Origin of the sequence: Pseudazoarcus pumilus, assembly GCF_002872475.1 — a bacterium.
GTDB lineage: Bacteria > Pseudomonadota > Gammaproteobacteria > Burkholderiales > Rhodocyclaceae > Pseudazoarcus > Pseudazoarcus pumilus.
Window position 1 is genome coordinate 2,348,533 of sequence record NZ_CP025682.1, and the last position, 15,914, is coordinate 2,364,446.

Genomic DNA, 15,914 nt, shown 5'->3' on the forward strand with positions numbered 1-15,914 from the left:
CTCCCGGGCGAATCAGGGCCCGCGCAAGGTGGTGTAGACAGACTGGACCATGCGCAACGAGGCGCGGCTACCGTCCTCGTTGCTGCGCGCGCTCACGAGGTGGGCATGCACCTTGCAGCCCGTGGCCCCTTCTTCCCAGGCGGCGGTGCAGCCGGGAATGTCGCGCGGTCCGATGTATTCGATGAGGTACGAACCTGCCACTGCGCCCTCGACTACTTCGGTGTTGAACCCGCTCCAGTCCCGCAGCTCGGTCTCGAGCGGATCGGTACCCCCGTCGTAGTGGTTGTAGTAGTAAGAGGTCGCATCCGCCGACGAGGTCACCACCAGGTCCTCCAGATCCGATTCGCCAATACGCAGCACGTTCTCCGCAGTGGCGAGAGACTGCGTCTGGCGCACCGTATTGAACGACATCAGCACTTCGAGCACCGAAGTGTTCATCGCGGCAAAGCCCAGCAAGGTCAGCAGCAGCAACATGATCAGGCTGACCACGAGTACCGCACCGCGCATTGAAGCGGCAACCCTGTTCATGAGGCCTCTCCGTCAGGGGGAGGATCGGTCACCTCGCCGTCGTCCTCTCCATCGTCGTCTCCTCCCCCACCGAAAGCGTCCTCGCCCGAGGGGCGATTGCGCAACTGCACGGTGGCCACGCTGAGTTGGCGACGGAAGTTGTCCGCGGGCGTGTAGGCGGGAGACAGGTCGCCCATGGCATACGAGAAGGAATCGCTGTGCCCACCCTCCGGGCATTCGCTGCGTGCGAGCACCCACACCCGCGCGGCGATCACCTGATCCCAGTCGGCCACGGCGCCGGCGCTTACATAGTCGTCGACCGAGCGGTCGCCATCGGTATCCACACCGAGCAGAACCTGGAACTGCTCGACACCTGGCACCAGTTCCTGCGGTCCGTCGGGCGACCCGTCGGCGTCCATGGCCACCACCCACAGTGACGGGATGTCCTCCCCCTCGCACTGCCGGCCGGAATTTGCCACGTAGTAGGCACGCGCGGTCATCGCGCGCACCCACTGCGGCTCGTCAACCACGGTGTTGGTCTCAGGCGGCACGGTGAGTTGCCCCTCGAACAGTGATGTGCGCAAGTACAGCCTGCCGTCGGCGGGCGTCTCCACAATGGGCGCTTCGGCATAGCGGATCACCAGCACGTCGCCACGCAGATGGTTGTCGATGCAGTCGTAACCCGCGGCGCTATCGTTGATCGCGAAAATACGGCGACCGATACGCTTGCCCCAGGCTTCGTCGGTGCAGGAGGGTTCGTTGTCCGGATCGTCGGCGCCGGTGATGGTTTCGACGTCGGCATTGCCCCCGAGATAGCCCGCACGTCGCAGATCCTCGACTACCGCCTCCATCGCGAAACGGGAGCTCTCCTGCAGGCGGGCCAGCCGCTCCTGCGAGTCATAGCCCTGACGACTCGAAAGGAATACGTAGAGCACCGATGCGAGCAGCAGCAGGCTGAGGGCGATACCGATCATCAGTTCGATCAGCGAGACGCCGCGCTGGTCGCGCGGAAAATCGATGCGGCTCATAGCTGCACCCTCAGAGCGAGTTCGCCATCGGTTCCGCCATCCTCGTCGGCTTCGCGCTCGATCCAGCGCACGCTGATGTCGTAGACGTCGGTCCCGGCCACACGCGCAACGCTGCCGTTGCCTTGGGGCAACACACAGGCCAGGGTATTGAGCCACTCGGCCACGTCACGTTGCGGCAGGGTGCCGGCGGGCGCCAGCGCCCGATCACACGCAGGCCGCGGATCGGGCAGCGCGAACGCGTAGTCCGGCGCGCTCTCGCGATTGGCGCGAAGCCGGTCGCTCATGTCGTAGGCCAGTTGCGCGGCCTGCGAACGCAGATAAGCGCCGTGCCCACCCTTGAGGCTGGTCATCTGCAGGGCGGCCAACCCGAGCAGACCGAGCGCCAGCACGACGATGGCCACGAGCACCTCGAGCAGGCTCATGCCGCGCTGACGCGAATTCTTGGCGGGGCGCGTCACGGACATTCCTCCAAAACCTCGGTGGCCACGCGCCCGAGCGGGGCAACTGCAATCGAACGCACTGTATCCGCGCGTCCAGCAAGGCAGAACGTCAGATCGCCAGCGCCACCAGTGCGTCGGCCGGTCGCTTCAAAGGTGACCTCCTCAACCTCGGTGTCGACCGTGATGTCGCCCATCGGGTCGCCCACCCGTACCGCGTCGGCGACCCCGTCGGCGAAGACGATCCAGCCGTCGGCCCAGTCCTCGTCGTCGCCGCACACCGGATCACCGTCGTCGTTCTCGCTGCGCGAGCACAAGGTCGCAAGCCGCGCGCGTTTGACCGCCTCGGAGCGCGCGAGATTGACCGCCCCGACCAGACCCGACGACGCGGAATCGAGCCGCGCGCGTGCGAGGGTATCGAGGAAGGCCGGCGCGGCGAGCGTGAGCAACACCGCCGCCACCGCGAGCGCGATGAACAGTTCGACCAGGGTGAAACCGCCGGATTTGTGCATGCGGCCACGATGGCCGCTTCCGGCGCGGTGGACAAGGCAGCGACGACGAGCGGCGCGCGCGCCGCGATCAGTGGTCGGGTCAGCCCTCTTCGGGGTAGGGGGCGAAATCGTCGGGGTCGACGGGTTCGGGGGATGCCGGGGTCGATGCCTCGCATTCGACGTGGTCGTGCCGGATGCGTCCGACCACGGAAATGACGATGCTGCGGCCCACGTGCTCGCCGACACCGCCACACAGGCCGATCGTGCCGGCCTGGCGTGGCTGACCGGTGGCGGCGAAGGAGATGGACGTCTTCACCGGCCCGTTGCCGCTGGCCTGCAGCCCGCGCAGAGGATTGCCGACCTGCAGTATCTCCTCGTCGTCGTCGAGGACATTGTCGCCGTCCTGATCAGCGAACATGAGCCACCCCCCGTCCCAGCCAGCCGCGGAATCGCCGTCGACGCACGTCAGCAGATTCTGGCTGACGCAGAGGTTGACCCGATGTCCGCGCCGCACGGCTTCCGAGCGCGCGGTCTGCAGCGCACCCATGAGTTGATTGGTACCGGTGGCGATGCGGTTGTCGCGCACGATCGCCGCGAAGGACGGCGCGGCCAGCGCAATCACGATGGCGAGAATGGCGATGGTGACGACCAGCTCGATCAGGGTGAGGCCCTGCGGACGTGCGGGAAAGCTGCGCATGGTCGGCTCATGACGAACCCTGGAAAATGACGAAGGTATACCTCGCGAGCCGTGTACGCAATACCGATGTCATCGACCACGTGCGAATCCGCACGCTGCCCAGCACCAAACCCCTGATTTCACGATCGCCGAACTCCTGCGCCGGATCAGTCAGAGTGATCGCGACCGGTAGTTTCCGGAGGGTCGGCACGGAGCGCCTGAAGTTGACGTTGATAGGCAGGCAATTCGGCGGTGATCGTCTTCCAGACGACGCCAAAATCGACCTGAAAATATCCGTGCGCGACGGCATTGCGCATTTGATACGCGGACGCCAATGGCAACTCGGGATGTGCCAACGCGAAATCGGGAAACCGAACCGAAATGTTGCGACGGGCTTCACCGATGATCTCGAGATTGCGGACGACCGCGTCCTGTACCAGTTCGTCGCGGAGAAACGCATCGGCGTCCATACTCGCCGTGTAACGTTCGATGCGCCCGATCGCCTCGGATATGTGACCAAGGTAGTCGTCGAGCCTTCGAACGTCCTTGGGGCTCATACCGGCCGCGCTTCCCCAATCACCTGGGTACGGAACTTCTCTGGCAATGCATCGGGCGTCAGGACATCCACCGGCACGCCGAGCAAACCCAGCAGTTCGTGGCGAATCGCGCCGATATCGAAGAGCGTCGTGTCGGGCGTGGGATCGACGAGCAGATCGAGATCGCTCGACTCCGTATCCTCGTCATGAAGTACCGAGCCGAAAACGCGAGGATTGCGAGCGCGGTGCGATTCGACGATCCGGCGAATCTCGCTACGATGCAAGGCAAGTGCCTTGGAAGGTTTCATGGCGGCGACAGCCTTCATCAACAAATGCACGAGAGTGGCACGTAGCGGGATTCTGCGCCAACAGACGCCGGCCAGGCAACGGGCCAGCCACGAGCTGTTGTGCCCGAGCACCCGCGGCGCATGCCTGAGCCCACCTCAGTCGCGGAAATTCCCGTACTGCAGCGGCAGGTCGGTGACTTCCTTCTTGACCAGCGCGATGGCGTCCTGCAGCACGTCGCGCTTGGCGCCGGACACGCGCACGGCCTCGCCCTGGATGGCGGCCTGGACCTTGAGCTTGCTGTCCTTGAGGATGCGCACGATCTTCTTGGCCGGCTCCTGCTCGATGCCCACGCGCACCTTGAGCTCCTGCTTGACCTTGTTGCCGCCGACCTTCTGCACTTCGCCGTGCTCGAGGCAGCGTACGTCGACCTTCTTGCCCGTCATCTCGGGCAGCAGGATGGCCATCATCTGTTCGAGCTGGAAATGGCTGTCGCCGATGAGCGTGAGCAGCTTGTCGGCCTGTTCGATGGTGGCGCTGGTGCCCTTGAAGTCGTAGCGGTTGGCGATCTTGCGGTTGGCGACTTCGACCGCGTTCTTGAGCGCGACGAGGTCGACTTCGGAAGTGATGTCGAAGGACGGCATGGCAACCCCCTGGAAAGCTTGCGGCCGGCGACGGCTCAGCCGTAGTGGCAGATGTAGTGGAACGGCTCGTCGGCCACTTCGATGTCGAAACCGGAATTCTCCGGGATGCTGAACATCTCGCCCGGCGAGCACGTCTTCCACTCCGACGCGCCCTTGAGCAGGTAGCGACAGCCGCCCGCGACGCACTCCATGACTTCCGGCTTGGATGTGCCGAAGGTCAGCTTGGCCGGCAACACCACGCCGACCGACTTGTGCACGCCGTCGGCGGTGACGAAGTCGTGGCTGACGCACTTGCCGTCGAAATACACGTTGCCGGCGGTCGTCAGTTCCACGCCGGAATACTTTTCGGTGATGCTCATTCGGTTTCCTTTACTCGATACCGAGAAAACGCTGGATCAGCGGTTTGGCGACAAAGCCCAGAAAGCCTACGCCCAGTGCCACGAACAGCCACACCGTGCCGTACTTTCCGGCCTTGGACTTCCACGCCAGATTGCCGATGATGAACAGCATGTAGAGGATCAGCGCGGTCAGCAGCACCTTCAGCGAGATCGCCTCGAACTCGGCGACCGTGAGGCCGAAGATGGTCGGCGGAGTCTCCATGCCGCGCTACCGCCCGCCTTCCCCTCAGCCCCGGCGGATCTTGGCGTTGGCGGCGATGCGCATGCGCAGCGCGTTCAGGCGGATGAAGCCGTGGGCGTCGCGCTGGTCGTAGGCGCCGGCGTCGTCCTCGAAGGTGGCGATGGACGGATCGAACAGCGAATCGGTCTTCGAGTCGCGCCCGGTGACGATGACGTTGCCCTTGTAGAGCTTCACACGCACCCAGCCATTGACCACGGCCTGCGTCTGGTCGATCAGCGCCTGCATGGCGAGCCGTTCGGGGCTCCACCAGTAGCCGTTGTAGATGGTGGTGGCGTAGCGCGGCATCAGGTCATCCTTGAGATGCGCGACTTCGCGGTCCAGCGTGATCGACTCGATGGCGCGGTGCGCACGCAGCAGGATGGTGCCGCCCGGCGTCTCGTAGCAGCCGCGGCTCTTCATGCCGACGTAGCGGTTCTCGACCAGGTCCAGCCGCCCGATGCCGTGCTTGCCGCCCAGCTCGTTGAGCCTGGCGAGCAGTTCGTGCGCCTTCATGCGCGTGCCGTCGATGGCGACCAGATCGCCGCGCTCGAACTCCAGATCCACGTACTGCGCCTCGTCGGGGGCAGCCTCCGGCGACACGGTCCAGCGCCACATCTCCTCCTCGGCTTCCGCCGCCGGATCTTCCAGATGACGGCCTTCGTAGGAGATGTGCAGCAGGTTGGCGTCCATCGAGTACGGCGAGCCGCCCTGCTTGTGCTTCATCTCGATGGGGATGCCGGCCTTCTCGGCGTAGTCGAGCAGCTTCTCGCGCGAGAGCAGGTCCCACTCGCGCCACGGCGCAATGACCTTCACGTTGGGCATCAGCGCGTAGTAGCCGAGCTCGAAGCGCACCTGGTCGTTGCCCTTGCCGGTGGCACCATGCGAGACGGCGTCGGCGCCGGTGGCCTGCGCGATCTCGATCTGGCGCTTGGCGATGAGCGGGCGCGCGATCGAGGTGCCGAGCAGGTACTCGCCTTCGTAGATGGTGTTGGCGCGGAACATCGGGAACACGAAATCACGCACGAACTCTTCGCGCAGATCGTCGATGAAGATGTTCTCGGGCTGGATGCCGAATTTGAGCGCCTTGGTGCGCGCCGGCTCCAGCTCTTCGCCCTGGCCCAGATCGGCGGTGAAGGTGACCACCTCGCAGCCGTAGGTGTCCTGCAGCCACTTGAGGATCACCGAGGTATCCAGCCCGCCCGAATACGCGAGCACGACTTTGTTTACATCGCTCATCTGTGTTCCCGATTGGTTCGGCGCGCGATGCGCCTTGGTTGATTCGAATTAACCGCCCAACGCATCCCGTAGGGCGGATTAGCGCAGCGTAATCCGCCGAATGCTTGGCCAATCCGGCGCAATGCCCTTCGGCCATTGCGCCCTACTTTGCTACGAGTCGACCCGCCCCAGCAGCAGATATTCCATGAGTGCTTTCTGGGCATGTAGCCGGTTTTCAGCCTCGTCCCACACCACCGAATGCGGGCCATCGATGACCTCGGCCGTGACTTCCTCGCCGCGGTGCGCCGGCAGGCAGTGCATGAACAGCGCGTCGGGCCTGGCCACGGCCATCATGTCGGCATCCACGCACCAGTCGGCGAAGGCCTTCATACGCTGCTCGTTCTCGGCCTCGAAGCCCATCGAGGTCCACACATCGGTGGTCACCAGGTCGGCGCCGCGGCAGGCGTCGATGGGGTCGGCGAATTCCTCGAAGTGGTCGGTGCCGTAGAGGTTGGCGCGCTCGGGCTCGACCTCGTAGCCCGGCGGCGTCGACACGTGCACGTTGAAGCCCAGCACCTCGGCTGCCTGCAGCCAGGTGTTGCACATGTTGTTGGAGTCGCCGATCCACGCCACGGTCTTGCCCTGGATGGGGCCGCGGTGCTCGATGTAGGTGAAGATGTCGGCCAGGATCTGGCACGGGTGGTATTCGTTGGTCAGGCCGTTGATCACCGGCACGCGCGAATAGGCGGCGAAACGCTCGATGATCTCCTGCTCGAAGGTGCGGATCATCACCAGATCACTCATGCGCGAGACCACCTGCGCAGCGTCTTCGACCGGCTCGCCGCGGCCCAGTTGCGAGTCGCGCGTATTCAGGTAGATGGCCGTGCCGCCGAGCTGGTGCATGCCGGCCTCGAAGGACAGACGCGTACGCGTGCTGGCCTTCTCGAAGATCATCACCAGCGTGCGATCGAACAGCGGGTGATAGGGCTCGTAGCGCTTGAACTTGTCCTTGATCCAGCGCGCGCGCTCGAACAGGTAGTCGTATTCGTCGCGCGAGAGGTCACGGAACTGCAGGAAATGCTTGAGCGTACTCATCGGTCCGGTCTCAGTTCTGCCGCAGGAAGTCGCGGAGCAGCGGCACCAGCCGCTCGAGCAGCGCGTTCGCCTCTTCGCGGCCGAAGGTCAGCGGCGGCAGCAGACGCACCACGCGCTCGCTGGTGACGTTGATCAGCAACCCGGCTTCCAGCGCCTGCGCGACGAGTACGCCGCACGGCCGGTCCAGTTCGATGCCGATCATCAGGCCGCGGCCACGAATGTCGCGCACTCCGGCCACGCCCTCGAGCCCCTGCGCAATGCCGTTGCGGATGAACTCGCCGATCTCGACGGCCCTGCCCATCAGGCCCTCGTCGTCGATGACCGCCAGCGTCTCGAGCGCGGCGGCGCAGGCGAGCGGATTGCCGCCGAAAGTCGAGCCATGGTTGCCCGGCCCGAACAGGCCCTTGGCGCGGCCGGCGGAAATACACGCGCCGATCGGCACGCCCGAACCCAGGCCCTTGGCCAGCGTGATCACGTCCGGCGCGATGCCCGCGTGCTGGAAGCCGAACCACTTGCCGGTGCGCCCCATGCCGCATTGCACCTCGTCGCACATCAACAGCCACTCGCGCTCGTCGCACACGGTGCGCAGTTCGCGCTGGAAGGCCTCGTCGGCGATGTTGATGCCGCCCTCGCCCTGGATGATCTCGAGGAACACGGCAACGATGTTCGGATTGTGCTCGGCCACCTTGCGGATGGCGTCGATGTCGCGGTAGGGCACGCGCACGAAGCCCGACACCAGCGGTTCGAAGCCGGCCTGCGACTTGCGGTTGCCGGTGGCCGACAGCGTCGCCATGGTGCGGCCGTGGAAGGCGCCTTCCATGACGATGATCGTGGGGTTGGCGACCTCGCGCTTGTGGCCGTACATGCGCGCGAGCTTGATCGCGGCCTCGTTGGCCTCGCAGCCGGAATTGCAGAAGAACACCTCGTCCATGCCCGACATCGCGGCCAGACGGTCAGCGAGTTCTTCCTGCAAGGGAATGCGGTACAGATTCGAGGTGTGCAGCACGCACGCGGCCTGGCCGGCGATCGCGCGCACCAGGCGCGGATGGTTGTGGCCCAGGGTCGACACCGCGATGCCCGACAGCGCATCGAGATAGCGCTTGCCGGTTTCGTCGAACAGCCACGCGCCCTCGCCATGCGTGAAGGCGACCGGCATCCTGGCGTAGGTGTTCATCACGTGCGACATCGCAAAACCCCGATCGGATAGGTCCAGAAACACGCACGGCGGCAGGCGCCGCCGTGGGGATTCAAGCGGCCGATTTTAAGCGAATGCGCCTGCGAAGTACAGAATGCGGGCGATCTGCCGGCGCGCAAGCCCAACAAAAACGGCGACCGAAGTCGCCGTTTCAATGCGCGCGATGCGCGAATCAGGCAGCCATCGACTTGACTGCAGCCGACAGGCGGCTCTTGTGCCGCGAAGCCTTGTTCTTGTGGATGATGTTCTTGTCCGCGATGCTGTCGATGGTGCTCATCGAGGTGCTGAAAACCGTCTGCGCTGCAGCCTTGTCGCCATCGGCGACGGCCTTGCGCACGGCCTTGATGGCGGTACGCAGACGCGAGCGAAGGCTGGCGTTGTGGCCGCGGGCCTTGACGGCCTGGCGGGCGCGCTTGCGGGCTTGTGCCGAGTTGGCCATGTATGTTCTTCCGTGTTAATGGGTTCTACGAAACGCGGAATGTTACCCCGACATGCGGCGACTTGCAAGCAACCCGCCACACGCCGGGAAGTTTGAAGCTTGAAGCGGGAAGAAATACCGCTATCCAAACCTCCGCCTTCCAGAGGTAGGTCGGAGTGAGCCGCAGGCGAAGTCCGACGTCGCCGTCAGGATGCGAGGGGGGGTGTCGCACTCGCTACGCTCGACGCGACCTACGACGAAGCCCCCGGTATCATGGCGCCTTTTAGCCCACGCCCGCCGAATGAACCTTCTCCGCGCCCTCGCCACGGTCAGCAGCATGACGTTGCTCTCGCGTGTTCTCGGCTTCGTGCGCGACTTCGTGATTGCCCGCAGCTTCGGTGCGGGCGCGACCACCGACGCCTTCTTCGTCGCCTTCCGACTGCCCAACATCCTGCGGCGCATGTTCGCCGAGGGCGCGTTCTCGCAGGCCTTCGTACCCATCCTGGCCGAGTACCGCCGACAGCGCGGCGACGCCGAGGCGCTGACGCTGACCAGCCGGGTGGCCACCGTGCTGGGGCTGGCCGTCACGGCGATCTCGGCCTTCGGCGTGTTCGCCGCCCCGGTGCTGGTGTACATCTCTGCGCCCGGCTTCGCGGCAGACGCCGACAAGTTCGCGCTGACCGTCGAGATGACGCGCATCACCGCACCCTACATCCTGTTCATGTCGCTGGTGGCGCTGGCCGGCGGCGTGCTCAACACCTGGAGCCGCTTCGCGATCCCGGCCTTCACGCCGGTGCTTCTCAACCTGTCCTTCATCATCATGGCGCTGTTCGCGGCACCCTGGTTCGACCCGCCGGTGCTGGCGCTGGCCTGGGCGGTGTTCATCGGCGGCGTGCTTCAACTCGCGCTGCAGATCCGCCCACTGGCGAAGATCGGCATGCTGCCGCGCTTCGACCTGAAGTGGTCCGACCCCGGCGTGCAGCGCGTGCTCAAGCTCATGCTCCCTGCGATGCTGGCGGTGTCCGTTGCGCAGATCTCGCTGTTCATCAACACCATCTTCGCCTCCTTCCTGCAAAGCGGCAGCGTGTCGTGGCTGTACTACGCCGACCGCCTGATGGAATTCCCCGCCGGCCTGCTGGGCGCGGCGCTCGGCACCATCCTGCTGCCGGGCCTGTCCAGACTAAACGCCGACGGCAGGACCGAGGAATTCTCGTCCATGCTCGACTGGGGGCTGCGCCTGACCCTGATGCTCACGCTGCCCGCGGCGCTGGCGCTGGCCGTGCTCGCGGCACCGCTGATCTCCACGCTGTTCCAGCACGGCGCATTCACGCCCGAGGACGTGCTGCACACGCGCACCGCGCTGATCGCCTACAGCGTCGGCCTGACCGGGCTGATCGCCGTCAAGATCCTCGCGCCCGGCTTCTATGCGCGTCAGGACGTACGCACTCCGGTCAAGTTCGCGCTGATCACGCTGGCCGCCACGCAGGTGATGAACGTGATCTTCATCGTGCCGCTGCAGCACACCGGGCTGGCGCTGTCGATCGGCCTGGCCGCGCTGCTCAACGCCGCCCTGCTCTACCGGGGCCTGCGCGTTCGCGGCGCCTTCACGCCACTGCCGGGCTGGGGCGGCTTCGTCGCGCGTCTCGCGATCGCACTGGTAGTGCTCGGCGCCGCGCTGTGGTGGGGCATGGGCGAGACCCACACCTGGCTCGCCTACACCGCGCTCGAGCGCATCGCCCACCTGGCCGCGCTGGTCGCCGGCGGCATCGCGGTGTACTTTGCAACCCTGTTCGCGCTGGGCTTTCGCCTGAGCGATTTCCGCAAACACGTTGCGCACTGAGCCGCCTCCGACAGTCTGACCGCGGAAGCTGCAAGTACTGCGCGCTTTACGATGAATCCAGGGAATCAGGAGACTCACGGGATAATGCAATCGAGCACAGTCGTGATCATCGGCGCGGGCGGACATGGCCAGACCATCGCTGAAGCGCTGTTCGCGGCCACGCGTGCCGGGCACCCGGTGCGCGCCGCCGGCTTTCTCGACGACACGCCCGAACTGCGCGGAACGACGGTCGCAGGGCTGCCCGTGCTCGGCCCCCTGTCGCACGCCAAGGACGTCGAATGTGACGCCTTCATCGTCGGCATCGGCGACAACCGCGCGCGCAAACGCATCTTCGACGAACTGCGCGCTGCGGCACTGACCGTGCACACCGTCATCCACCCGACCGCCGTCATCGCGACGACCGCCCATATCGGGGAAGGCACGTATATTGGCGCGAATGCACTGATCGGCGCGGCCAGCGCGATCGGCGACGACACCATCATCAACGGCGCCGGCTGCGTCGGTCACCACAACCGCATTGGCGCCCACGCACACCTGGGACCTGGCGTGAATGCGGCCGGCCACGTCATCATCGGCGACGGCTGCGAAATCGGCACCGGTGCCAACTTCCTGCCCGACGCCTCGGTCGGGGCATGGAGCACGGTCATGGGCGGGGCACTGGTGGCCGGCAGCTTCGAGGGCGGAGCTCTGATCGGCGGGGCGCCCGCACGCCTGTTGCGGCGTCTGGACACCGGCGAACGAAGCGAGGTTAGCTGAAAGTATGCATGCGAACCGGGTCAACAAGCGCATCGCCCAACTGGTTGGCTCGCGCGACCACCTGATCTCCGATCTGCCTCTCAGCGGAGAGCCAATCGAAACCGTCACCAGCGGGACGGAGCGCACCCATTTCGTGCTGGACGCAACTGCCACCCGCAGCATCCTGACCGACGACGACAGCTTCGCCCCCGCGCCGATCGCCGCGTCGATCCAGCGGCTCAGCGAACACACGGACATCGACGCGAGCGAAGCCTACCGCTTCCTGACACACAATCCGTTGCAGACCGACCGACCGGCACATGCCGACGTTCGACAGCAATTCGTCTGCGCGTACGCACGCAGCCTGCAACGGCACGGCAAGCGGCTGAGCGCCGGTGCGCGCAGCCATTTCGACCGCCTGACGCAGCATCCGCCCTGCGCGCTGACGCGCGACGTGGTCGCGCCGGGGGTGGACGCGATCCTGCAGGTCTTCCTGGCCGACGACGACGTCCCGGCCGAATGGCCGGCGCGTATCGGCGGCGGCGCGGCGATGCTCGAATACATGCATCACCCGCGCAAGCTGGCCGCGAAGTCCGCCCAGATCAAGGCCCTCTTCGACGAGCTGGCGGCGCATCGTGGCGAGCCCGGTCCGCGCGACGACGTTCGCGACGCGATCCTTACGAGCTACGTGCTGCAGGGACGAGAGCCGATCATCGGCGGCATCACCGCCTATCTGTGCACGTGGCTGTCCGCCCCCGAGGCGGAGCGCGCACAGTTGCTCGAATCGATCACCGCGGTGCAGTTGTTCGCGCGCACCGCGCCGGTCAACTACATCGGGCGCAGCGCTCGCAAGGACGTCCGGGTGGCCGGGCACGCCATTTCGGCGGGCGATCACGTGCTGCTGATGCTGCCGTGGGCCAACGCCGACGTACTGGCGCGGCAGCAACGCTCGCTGGCCTTCGGCGCGGGCGCGCACATGTGCGCCGGGCAGGCTCTGGCGCTGGCGCTGACGGATGCCTTCCTCGACGCGCTGCGTGGCGCCCATCACGCCATCGACTGGTCCGCCGTCCGGCCCGAGCCGCCGGTGGCGGGCGTTTTCAGACAATACGGAAGCTCCCCATGACGCAGGACTTCAACAACCGCTTCGATGCCCTCGTCCACGATCACTTCGGTGCGCAACTGGCCGATTCGGGCCTGGATACGGTGCTCGCCGACCTGGAACTCGATTCGCTCGGGTTGCTGGATTTCGTGATGAGTCTGGAGCAGGGCTTCGACGTCGAAATCGATGTCGAAGTGGTCAACGAGGACATGACGCTGATGCGGATCCGCGAGGTGCTGCGCGATCTGGCCGGCGACCGCTCCGCGGCCGCCGGCAGCTGAGCCGCGTCAGGACAGCTCCGACTCCAGGCGTTCGAGCGCTGCCGCCAACGCCTCGATCGCGCGCGCCCGCCCGTCCGCATCTTCGGCCTCGCCCAGCAGTTCCGACCATTCCGGGTGGGCGCGTGCGCGCTCGAGCGGCTTGGTGAGCGCGCCCTCGCGCCATTGCGCGACGCGCGCGTCACGACGCAAGGGCTCGGTGGCAGCATGGCCGCGCGACTCCAGCGCGGCCACCAGAGCCAGTTCGCGCAGCGCCAGCAGGCGCAGGATGGCGTCGTCGACGGCGAGCGTGCGGCGTCCGGTGACGGCGCCGAGCAGGCGGTCGCCGTAATGCATCACGGCGCGTGCGCCGCCACCGGCGAGCGCGCCGATGGCCGCCGCCGCGCCCAGCGTCAGGCCGCCGAACATCAGGTCCACGCCGACGCCCGCGGCCGCGCCGGCCGCCGCGCCGGTGCCCAGCTTGATGCCGACTGCGCGCAGCGCCTCGGGGCTGAACACGTCCTCTTCCCAGCGCCCTTCGACCAGCGGTAGTTCGTCGGCATCGACGTCGTCGCTGCGAAAACGATACAGCGCGAGCAAGGCGTCGACACATTGCTGCTCGCGTGCGCGCACGGCGTTCGACAAGGCCTCGACGGCGGGCCGCGCTTCCTCGTCGTCGGCCGGCGCGCTGCTGCGTGCGGCGGCCACATCCACCAGCAGCGCGGCGACGCGGCGCAAGGCGTCGGCATGACGCTGGGCGGCTTCGCGCTCGCGGCACGCGATCAAGCGGTCGAGCGACGGCCGGTAGTCGTCGAGCAAGGTGGCGAGCTTTTCGTACAGGCGTCGCTCGCCATCGCGCTCGGGCGCGACCGTATCGAAGCGCACCACGGCGTGCAGGCCCAGGCGCGAGAGCGCCTCGCGCCAGGCGGATTCGTCCGCCTCGGCGCTGCGCACGAAGTTGAGCACGGGCAGCAGCGGCACGGCACACGCGGCGAGGATGGCCAGTTCATCGCGGTGCTTGGCGAGCACCGGATCGCGCGCGTCGACGACGTAAAAGCCGGCATCGCTGGCGAGCATCTGGCGCAGCACCTTGGCCTCCTGCTCGAATCGCTTCCTGGCCGGCTCGCCATCGAGAAAGCGCTCGATGCGCGCCGGCCCGTCCAGGCGCTCGCCCTGCGGCGCGGCGATGGCCTCAAGCACTTCGAGCAGCGCGATGGGGTCTTCCATGCCGGGGGTGTCGAACAGCTCCACCAGCACCTCGCCGTCGGCGAGCAGACGCACCCCCTCGACGTGGCGGGTGGTGCTCGGCCGGCTGGAGACCTCGCCGAAACCGGTGTCGCGGGCGAGCGTACGCAGCAGCGAGGTCTTGCCGGTATTGGTGTGCCCGACGACGGCGATGCGCACCGGGCGTCGCGAATCAGCCATGCGTGCCTCCTACGATCCAGGCGCCGGCCGCCGTCGCCGAGTCGAACACGGCCGCCGGCGCGAATCCGATCTGCTCCAGCGACTCGTGCCAGCGCCGTACACGCTCGGCCTCGGCGACGTCGGCGCCTGCCAGCCAGACAGCGCACTCGCCGGCCAGGCGCGACAGTTCGGCGATCAGCGCGAGACTGCCGCGATCGGGCGAGATGCGCGCGTCGCAGACCACCAGCAGGCGACGCACCGGCGACGCGCCCAGTTCGCGCAGCGCCCGCGCACGCTGTTCGCGCGAATCGGCCACGCCGAGGTCACGCGCCGCGCCAAGCCAGTCCGGCGGCCAGTGCGTGTCCGGGCGCAACTCGATGGCCACCGCAGCAGCGGCCGCGGCGAAATGCGCCGCGCCTTCGATGCGACCGATCTCGATACGCGTCGGCGCCGCGTCGGTCACACCCATGCGTTCGCTCGCCGGTGCCAGCTCATCGGCCAGCTCGGCGAAGCCGGGCAAGGTGGTGTCCAGACGCAACGTGGCACGACCTCGCGAAAGGCGCAGCGCGCAGCCGACCCACAGCAGCATGCGCGGCACCAACCCATAGATCAGGACACAGCCCAGCAACCACGACGCCCAGGCCTGGCGTGCCGCCTCGTCGGCGGAGGGCGAGCCGCCGCTGGCCGCGACGGCCGCCGCATCGGGAACCGCGAATCCAAGCTGGGCGGGCAACCAGCCGGCCGCCGCAACGAAGCCGACGAAAAAGTCCGCCGGCAGCAGGGTGGTCTCCCATACGAAGGCGTGGCCGCGCAGCAGAAAGGTCGCCAGCAGGCCGGCCAGCGCGCCAGCGAGCGCCGCCGACCAGATGCCATGGGTGACGCCGGCCAGCCACCAGCGCACCAGCCCGGCGCGCGCATGCAGGCCGGCGAAGGCCGACGCCGCCTCGAAGGTGTCACCCGCCAGCCGCCGCGCCAGCCAGTTCCACAAGGCGCCGACTCCCAGCGAACCGCCGCCGGAGAGCGCGAAGCCGCCGGCCCACAACACCAGCATCACCACATGCACGCCAAGCAGTGCGCCCAGCGCCCACACCACGTTGATCGCCCGCACGCCATCGCCGGCGGCGGCCAGCGCCGCACCGACCCCGGCGAGAAAAGCGAGCAGGCCGAACAGCGCGGCTGCCGCCCGGATGCGCAGGCGCCAGGCCTGCAGGGCCACGGCCAATCCGCTGTCCTCGCCCAGCATGCGGGCCCGCGCGATGATGCGCGCCTCGGCACTGCCCCCGATGGCGCGCGCGTGTCGCATCGCCTCGCCATCGGGCAGACGGCCGCGCGCACGCTCGCGCAGTCGCACGGCCTCTGCCAGCCAGCGCGCTTCGAAGGACGGGGGTGAAGGACGATTCATGTGACCGGGATCAAGTTGGGAGCGAACAAGGT

Annotated in this window: 20 protein-coding genes; 4 read left to right on the top strand and 16 right to left on the bottom strand. The window is 67.0% G+C overall.

What is annotated here, in order from left to right:
* Window positions 1-12: 12 nt before the first annotated feature.
* The 14 genes from C0099_RS11485 to rpsT all read right to left on the bottom strand — a co-directional run bounded on the left by C0099_RS11485 (window position 13) and on the right by rpsT (window position 9,166).
* Window positions 13-528, bottom strand: a complete 516-nt coding sequence (locus C0099_RS11485; RefSeq protein ID WP_102247541.1) for a pilus assembly PilX family protein — start codon at window positions 526-528, stop codon at window positions 13-15.
* Window positions 525-1,535, bottom strand: a complete 1,011-nt coding sequence (locus tag C0099_RS11490) for a PilW family protein (protein ID WP_102247542.1) — start codon at window positions 1,533-1,535, stop codon at window positions 525-527. The genes C0099_RS11485 and C0099_RS11490 overlap by 4 nt, the downstream gene beginning before the upstream one ends.
* The gene (pilV, locus tag C0099_RS11495) at window positions 1,532-1,993 is read right to left on the bottom strand and encodes a type IV pilus modification protein PilV (RefSeq protein WP_199797609.1); all 462 of its coding nucleotides are present in this window, start codon (window positions 1,991-1,993) and stop codon (window positions 1,532-1,534) included. Before pilV ends, C0099_RS11490 begins: the two co-directional genes overlap by 4 nt.
* Window positions 1,990-2,484, bottom strand: coding sequence for a GspH/FimT family pseudopilin (locus C0099_RS11500; protein ID WP_102247544.1), 495 nt, complete (start codon window positions 2,482-2,484; stop codon window positions 1,990-1,992). Before C0099_RS11500 ends, pilV begins: the two co-directional genes overlap by 4 nt.
* Before the next feature lie 79 nt (window positions 2,485-2,563).
* A complete protein-coding gene (locus C0099_RS11505) occupies window positions 2,564-3,160 on the bottom strand; it encodes a GspH/FimT family pseudopilin (RefSeq protein WP_102247545.1) in 597 nt (198 codons plus the stop codon).
* 146 nt (window positions 3,161-3,306) lie between these two features.
* Window positions 3,307-3,696, bottom strand: coding sequence for a HepT-like ribonuclease domain-containing protein (locus tag C0099_RS11510; RefSeq protein WP_102247546.1), 390 nt, complete (start codon window positions 3,694-3,696; stop codon window positions 3,307-3,309).
* Window positions 3,693-4,001 (bottom strand): nucleotidyltransferase family protein, encoded by a 309-nt coding sequence (locus C0099_RS11515; RefSeq protein WP_228151575.1) that lies wholly within the window; start codon window positions 3,999-4,001, stop codon window positions 3,693-3,695. The genes C0099_RS11510 and C0099_RS11515 overlap by 4 nt, the downstream gene beginning before the upstream one ends.
* A 117-nt stretch (window positions 4,002-4,118) precedes the next feature.
* On the bottom strand, window positions 4,119-4,604 hold the full coding sequence (locus C0099_RS11520; RefSeq protein WP_102247547.1) for a YajQ family cyclic di-GMP-binding protein: 486 nt from the start codon (window positions 4,602-4,604) through the stop codon (window positions 4,119-4,121).
* Between the two features lie 35 nt (window positions 4,605-4,639).
* On the bottom strand, window positions 4,640-4,963 hold the full coding sequence (gene ppnP, locus C0099_RS11525) for a pyrimidine/purine nucleoside phosphorylase (RefSeq protein WP_102247548.1): 324 nt from the start codon (window positions 4,961-4,963) through the stop codon (window positions 4,640-4,642).
* 10 nt (window positions 4,964-4,973) lie between these two features.
* Window positions 4,974-5,204, bottom strand: a complete 231-nt coding sequence (locus C0099_RS11530) for a DUF2788 domain-containing protein (protein WP_102247549.1) — start codon at window positions 5,202-5,204, stop codon at window positions 4,974-4,976.
* Between the two features lie 24 nt (window positions 5,205-5,228).
* Window positions 5,229-6,458, bottom strand: a complete 1,230-nt coding sequence (locus C0099_RS11535; RefSeq protein ID WP_102247550.1) for an argininosuccinate synthase — start codon at window positions 6,456-6,458, stop codon at window positions 5,229-5,231.
* 150 nt (window positions 6,459-6,608) lie between these two features.
* Window positions 6,609-7,532, bottom strand: coding sequence for an ornithine carbamoyltransferase (argF, locus tag C0099_RS11540; RefSeq protein WP_102247551.1), 924 nt, complete (start codon window positions 7,530-7,532; stop codon window positions 6,609-6,611).
* 10 nt (window positions 7,533-7,542) lie between these two features.
* The gene (locus tag C0099_RS11545) at window positions 7,543-8,718 is read right to left on the bottom strand and encodes an aspartate aminotransferase family protein (RefSeq protein WP_102247552.1); all 1,176 of its coding nucleotides are present in this window, start codon (window positions 8,716-8,718) and stop codon (window positions 7,543-7,545) included.
* A 181-nt stretch (window positions 8,719-8,899) separates the two neighbouring features.
* Window positions 8,900-9,166, bottom strand: a complete 267-nt coding sequence (gene rpsT, locus C0099_RS11550; protein ID WP_102247553.1) for a 30S ribosomal protein S20 — start codon at window positions 9,164-9,166, stop codon at window positions 8,900-8,902.
* Between the two features lie 280 nt (window positions 9,167-9,446).
* Between rpsT and murJ the strand changes: the two genes are divergently transcribed.
* The 4 genes from murJ (at window position 9,447) to C0099_RS11570 (ending at window position 13,100) form a co-directional block, all read left to right on the top strand.
* Window positions 9,447-10,985 carry a murein biosynthesis integral membrane protein MurJ gene (murJ, locus tag C0099_RS11555; RefSeq protein ID WP_102247554.1) on the top strand — a complete coding sequence of 513 codons (1,539 nt, stop codon included), beginning with the start codon at window positions 9,447-9,449 and terminating at the stop codon, window positions 10,983-10,985.
* Between the two features lie 84 nt (window positions 10,986-11,069).
* Window positions 11,070-11,741 carry a NeuD/PglB/VioB family sugar acetyltransferase gene (locus tag C0099_RS11560; protein ID WP_164084909.1) on the top strand — a complete coding sequence of 224 codons (672 nt, stop codon included), beginning with the start codon at window positions 11,070-11,072 and terminating at the stop codon, window positions 11,739-11,741.
* Window positions 11,742-11,745: 4 nt separating this feature from the next.
* Window positions 11,746-12,843 (top strand): cytochrome P450 family protein, encoded by a 1,098-nt coding sequence (locus C0099_RS11565; protein WP_102247556.1) that lies wholly within the window; start codon window positions 11,746-11,748, stop codon window positions 12,841-12,843.
* Window positions 12,840-13,100 (top strand): acyl carrier protein, encoded by a 261-nt coding sequence (locus C0099_RS11570; RefSeq protein WP_102247557.1) that lies wholly within the window; start codon window positions 12,840-12,842, stop codon window positions 13,098-13,100. The genes C0099_RS11565 and C0099_RS11570 overlap by 4 nt, the downstream gene beginning before the upstream one ends.
* Window positions 13,101-13,106: 6 nt before the next feature.
* Here the strand turns inward: C0099_RS11570 and C0099_RS11575 are convergent, their stop codons facing one another.
* A complete protein-coding gene (locus C0099_RS11575; RefSeq protein ID WP_102247558.1) occupies window positions 13,107-14,501 on the bottom strand; it encodes a DUF3482 domain-containing protein in 1,395 nt (464 codons plus the stop codon).
* Window positions 14,494-15,882, bottom strand: a complete 1,389-nt coding sequence (locus tag C0099_RS11580; RefSeq protein ID WP_102247559.1) for a DUF2868 domain-containing protein — start codon at window positions 15,880-15,882, stop codon at window positions 14,494-14,496. The genes C0099_RS11575 and C0099_RS11580 overlap by 8 nt, the downstream gene beginning before the upstream one ends.
* Window positions 15,883-15,914: the final 32 nt, after the last annotated feature.

Excerpts from the sequence above, each read along its gene's own strand:
- C0099_RS11510 (WP_102247546.1), bottom strand. The coding sequence starts at position 3,696 with ATGAGCCCCAAGGACGTTCGAAGGCTCGACGACTACCTTGGTCACATA.
- C0099_RS11505 (WP_102247545.1), bottom strand. The coding sequence starts at position 3,160 with ATGCGCAGCTTTCCCGCACGTCCGCAGGGCCTCACCCTGATCGAGCTG.
- C0099_RS11500 (WP_102247544.1), bottom strand. The coding sequence starts at position 2,484 with ATGCACAAATCCGGCGGTTTCACCCTGGTCGAACTGTTCATCGCGCTC.
- C0099_RS11535 (WP_102247550.1), bottom strand. The coding sequence starts at position 6,458 with ATGAGCGATGTAAACAAAGTCGTGCTCGCGTATTCGGGCGGGCTGGAT.
- C0099_RS11580 (WP_102247559.1), bottom strand. The coding sequence starts at position 15,882 with ATGAATCGTCCTTCACCCCCGTCCTTCGAAGCGCGCTGGCTGGCAGAG.
- C0099_RS11560 (WP_164084909.1), top strand. The coding sequence starts at position 11,070 with ATGCAATCGAGCACAGTCGTGATCATCGGCGCGGGCGGACATGGCCAG.
- C0099_RS11570 (WP_102247557.1), top strand. The coding sequence starts at position 12,840 with ATGACGCAGGACTTCAACAACCGCTTCGATGCCCTCGTCCACGATCAC.
- C0099_RS11490 (WP_102247542.1), bottom strand. The coding sequence starts at position 1,535 with ATGAGCCGCATCGATTTTCCGCGCGACCAGCGCGGCGTCTCGCTGATC.
- C0099_RS11565 (WP_102247556.1), top strand. The coding sequence starts at position 11,746 with ATGCATGCGAACCGGGTCAACAAGCGCATCGCCCAACTGGTTGGCTCG.
- C0099_RS11545 (WP_102247552.1), bottom strand. The coding sequence starts at position 8,718 with ATGTCGCACGTGATGAACACCTACGCCAGGATGCCGGTCGCCTTCACG.
- C0099_RS11515 (WP_228151575.1), bottom strand. The coding sequence starts at position 4,001 with ATGAAGGCTGTCGCCGCCATGAAACCTTCCAAGGCACTTGCCTTGCAT.
- C0099_RS11520 (WP_102247547.1), bottom strand. The coding sequence starts at position 4,604 with ATGCCGTCCTTCGACATCACTTCCGAAGTCGACCTCGTCGCGCTCAAG.
- C0099_RS11575 (WP_102247558.1), bottom strand. The coding sequence starts at position 14,501 with ATGGCTGATTCGCGACGCCCGGTGCGCATCGCCGTCGTCGGGCACACC.
- argF (WP_102247551.1), bottom strand. The coding sequence starts at position 7,532 with ATGAGTACGCTCAAGCATTTCCTGCAGTTCCGTGACCTCTCGCGCGAC.
- murJ (WP_102247554.1), top strand. The coding sequence starts at position 9,447 with ATGAACCTTCTCCGCGCCCTCGCCACGGTCAGCAGCATGACGTTGCTC.
- C0099_RS11485 (WP_102247541.1), bottom strand. The coding sequence starts at position 528 with ATGAACAGGGTTGCCGCTTCAATGCGCGGTGCGGTACTCGTGGTCAGC.
- ppnP (WP_102247548.1), bottom strand. The coding sequence starts at position 4,963 with ATGAGCATCACCGAAAAGTATTCCGGCGTGGAACTGACGACCGCCGGC.
- rpsT (WP_102247553.1), bottom strand. The coding sequence starts at position 9,166 with ATGGCCAACTCGGCACAAGCCCGCAAGCGCGCCCGCCAGGCCGTCAAG.
- C0099_RS11530 (WP_102247549.1), bottom strand. The coding sequence starts at position 5,204 with ATGGAGACTCCGCCGACCATCTTCGGCCTCACGGTCGCCGAGTTCGAG.